6 protein-coding genes are annotated in these 2,538 nt (G+C 39.3%); 3 read left to right on the top strand and 3 right to left on the bottom strand.

Going from position 1 to position 2,538, the window contains the following annotated elements; all coding sequences use genetic code 11:
* On the top strand, positions 1-377 hold a 377-nt coding region (locus tag HMPREF1492_RS07735; RefSeq protein WP_035435003.1), incomplete at its 5' end, for a TDT family transporter.
* A 108-nt stretch (positions 378-485) separates the two neighbouring features.
* Here HMPREF1492_RS07735 and HMPREF1492_RS00870 read toward each other — a convergent pair.
* Positions 486-803 carry a DUF3784 domain-containing protein gene (locus HMPREF1492_RS00870; RefSeq protein ID WP_035435001.1) on the bottom strand — a complete coding sequence of 106 codons (318 nt, stop codon included), beginning with the start codon at positions 801-803 and terminating at the stop codon, positions 486-488.
* Between the two features lie 197 nt (positions 804-1,000).
* Here HMPREF1492_RS00870 and HMPREF1492_RS00865 point away from each other — a divergent pair, with 197 nt between their 5' ends.
* Positions 1,001-1,297, top strand: coding sequence for a hypothetical protein (locus HMPREF1492_RS00865; protein WP_035434999.1), 297 nt, complete (start codon positions 1,001-1,003; stop codon positions 1,295-1,297).
* Here the strand turns inward: HMPREF1492_RS00865 and HMPREF1492_RS07900 are convergent.
* Together HMPREF1492_RS07900 and HMPREF1492_RS00860 are read right to left on the bottom strand one after the other, a co-directional pair.
* Entirely contained in the window at positions 1,294-1,410 is a 117-nt protein-coding gene (locus HMPREF1492_RS07900; RefSeq protein ID WP_286127944.1) for a DUF2992 family protein, read from the bottom strand. The genes HMPREF1492_RS00865 and HMPREF1492_RS07900 overlap by 4 nt on opposite strands.
* Positions 1,385-1,711: a YjdF family protein gene (locus HMPREF1492_RS00860; protein ID WP_286127942.1), complete on the bottom strand. Its 327-nt coding sequence runs from the start codon at positions 1,709-1,711 to the stop codon at positions 1,385-1,387. Before HMPREF1492_RS00860 ends, HMPREF1492_RS07900 begins: the two co-directional genes overlap by 26 nt.
* Before the next feature lie 296 nt (positions 1,712-2,007).
* Between HMPREF1492_RS00860 and HMPREF1492_RS00855 the strand changes: the two genes are divergently transcribed.
* On the top strand, positions 2,008-2,538 hold a 531-nt coding region (locus HMPREF1492_RS00855), incomplete at its 3' end, for an SLAC1 family transporter (RefSeq protein WP_035434995.1).

Here is a 2,538-nt window from a genome sequence, read left to right as displayed (position 1 = left end):
CTGCTGAGTCGCTCGCTTGTATTTATGCAGCTCCAACAAGTCTTTGCATTGCGGGATATATCCAATCTATTACGCCAAAGTCCGTTCCGTTTCTTTTGGTTATGCTGGTAATCGCTTCAATTATTTATGTGGTTTCTTTTGTGTGGTGCATCAGGTGTCTTACAAAACCGTTCTTTCCCAGTCATGCCGCATTTACTTTTCCCTTTGTAATTTGTGTTGTTGCGCGTACGCAGACGTCGGCATACCTAGCTGGACTCGGCCAGCCTCTTCAATGGCTCGACGGAATAGCTACTGTTGAAACTGTGCTTGCAGCAGGGCTTTGTATTGTTGTGCTTGTACGATTACTTGCGTACGTGCGTGATCAGACTTTGTCTTAAGAGGGACGAAAGAGACGAGTAGTTTGAGGTGATGTTTTGCATTTATTTTAACAAGAGTCATTGTCCAAAGGTAATGAGAACTTCAAGTATTTTGTCGTCAGGTTTTTATTATTTTTTGCATTTTGTGTTTGCTATATAAACCGCTGCTGCCGCATCAATCGCAATAATACTGCCCGCAATGATTGCTGTTGTGTTTGTTATATTTTTTGATCCAAGCATAGCCATGAAAAAGAGTACTAACGCACTTATAAGCATGCAAATACCCGCTACAAAACAAAGCTTTTTCTCGTCTATTGTTTTCTTTTCATCTTCAGTCATTGTGTTAAATCCAGCAATTGAAGCAGCACCATGACCGGATAGAAGTATAAGAGACCAAACGCCAAGAATCGCGGTTAGAGACCAAGATATAACTGAATATAACATCATATTCACTCCAATCAGGAACGGATTGCTTGTTGATTGAATTATACGACCTCAAATTTAATTGGGTAATTGAATAATGCCAGTCCTTTCATCGTTATGTTCGTTAGCAACAACATAGATTTTTTACTGTCCATTGCAGTACCCACTTAAATTGTCTGTAGGTCTTATCCTTCTTTCACATATTTGGAGATGGACTGGAAATGCATTTTCTTGGAGTGCATTTTCCACTAAGTGAGGTAAAAATGGGCGCATATTATATCAACTATTATTTTCATAACATTGAGTATGATGACGGATTCTACGGCGGAGAATTTTCAGCCCCTGATTATGACGTATATTGCAAGTTCTTATACGATAGGGAGACAAAGGAATTTATCGACATCTGGGACAATACTCAACCCATTGATGAAATTCTTCCAATTCCAATTTGGTGGCTTGACAATAAGCTTGAAAAGAATGGGAAGCTTGGAAAGCATGAAAGCAAAGTGAGCTATTAATGGCCTCGATGTTTTTCTTTATGTTTTTGTTTCTTAAGCTCAAATTGATGTTGTTTTAGGACTGCTTGTTGTACTTTGTTGAAATTTTTAAGCTCTATTTTTTTTAGCTTCAAGTTGTAGCTGTAGGGCCTGTTGTGATTTGGTGCCTATGCCCGTTTTCTGCATCTGTTTGCGCGCAGCACGTTGTTTTCGTTTGGGATTTTCAAAGGTACGGTTATTTTCAATAATCAATGATGGACTAAATTTAAGGCGATAAAAATTCTTGAGTATAAAGTCATATACTTCATAGTCTTTTGGTTCTGCACCGAATGTAACTTTTGCTACCGTAAGTTTATCGTCGTCAACACGTTCAAAGACGCCCACCCAAAAGGGAGCATCAAATAAAACGGTTAGCGTGACGCTAGATCGATTCATGAAATTCCTCCTTGTATGTAGTTACACAAAGAACGGACAACCCAAGGAGGGAAGGTTACTTATCTCGTAATAACGAGACGACCGGGCTACCTACCGGTTCTAGCATACTTTATCCAGTACACGTTGCGTTTTTATCTTTGTGGACGTTTGTTGTAAGAAATAACGTCGGTGTTTATTATGACAGAAAGCTGTTGTGGAAGTTCATTGGGTTTTGAGTATTAAAGGGTTATTTAGATACACTATCGTATAGGTGTTCGAGTTAGAAAAGAGATTTCTAAACAGATAGAAGAATCCTTATGAACTATGTTCAAAAAGTTCCCGTTGCTATTTGTGGTGTTGCTTTAGGTTTTGCAGCACTTGGAAATCTTTTCAAGACTTCTTTCGAGGGTCTTTATCTTGCCTGTGGCATACTCTCTATTGCTCTTTTAGCTCTCTATACCCTCAAATTTATGGTGTCTACAAAAGTTGTGTTGCGAGAGCTCTCGGATCCAATTGGGCTTTCAGTTGCCGCAACATATCCTATGGCAGTTATGCTGATTTCGGTGTATATGAAGGCCGATATTGGTGATGTGGCACAGTTGTTTTGGTTCGCAGGAATTGCGTTACACATCCTGTGCATAGCTTTCTTTACTTCTCGCTATATTGCAAAATTTAATTGGGAGAATGTGCACGCCAGCTGGTTCATTGTGTATGTAGGCATTGTTGTTGCTAGTGTTACAGCGCCGGCGTTTACCTTTGAAACCAGTGTTGGTACGATTGCATTTTGGTTTGGATTTATCTGCCTTGTTGTGCTTTTCATTGTAGTCAGCATAAAGTACATAAAATAT

Source organism: Atopobium sp. BS2 (assembly GCF_000565075.1).
Classification (GTDB): domain Bacteria; phylum Actinomycetota; class Coriobacteriia; order Coriobacteriales; family Atopobiaceae; genus Lancefieldella.
The sequence above is the reverse complement of the archived record's forward strand: the minus strand, read 5'-3'. Positions and strand labels throughout refer to the sequence as shown.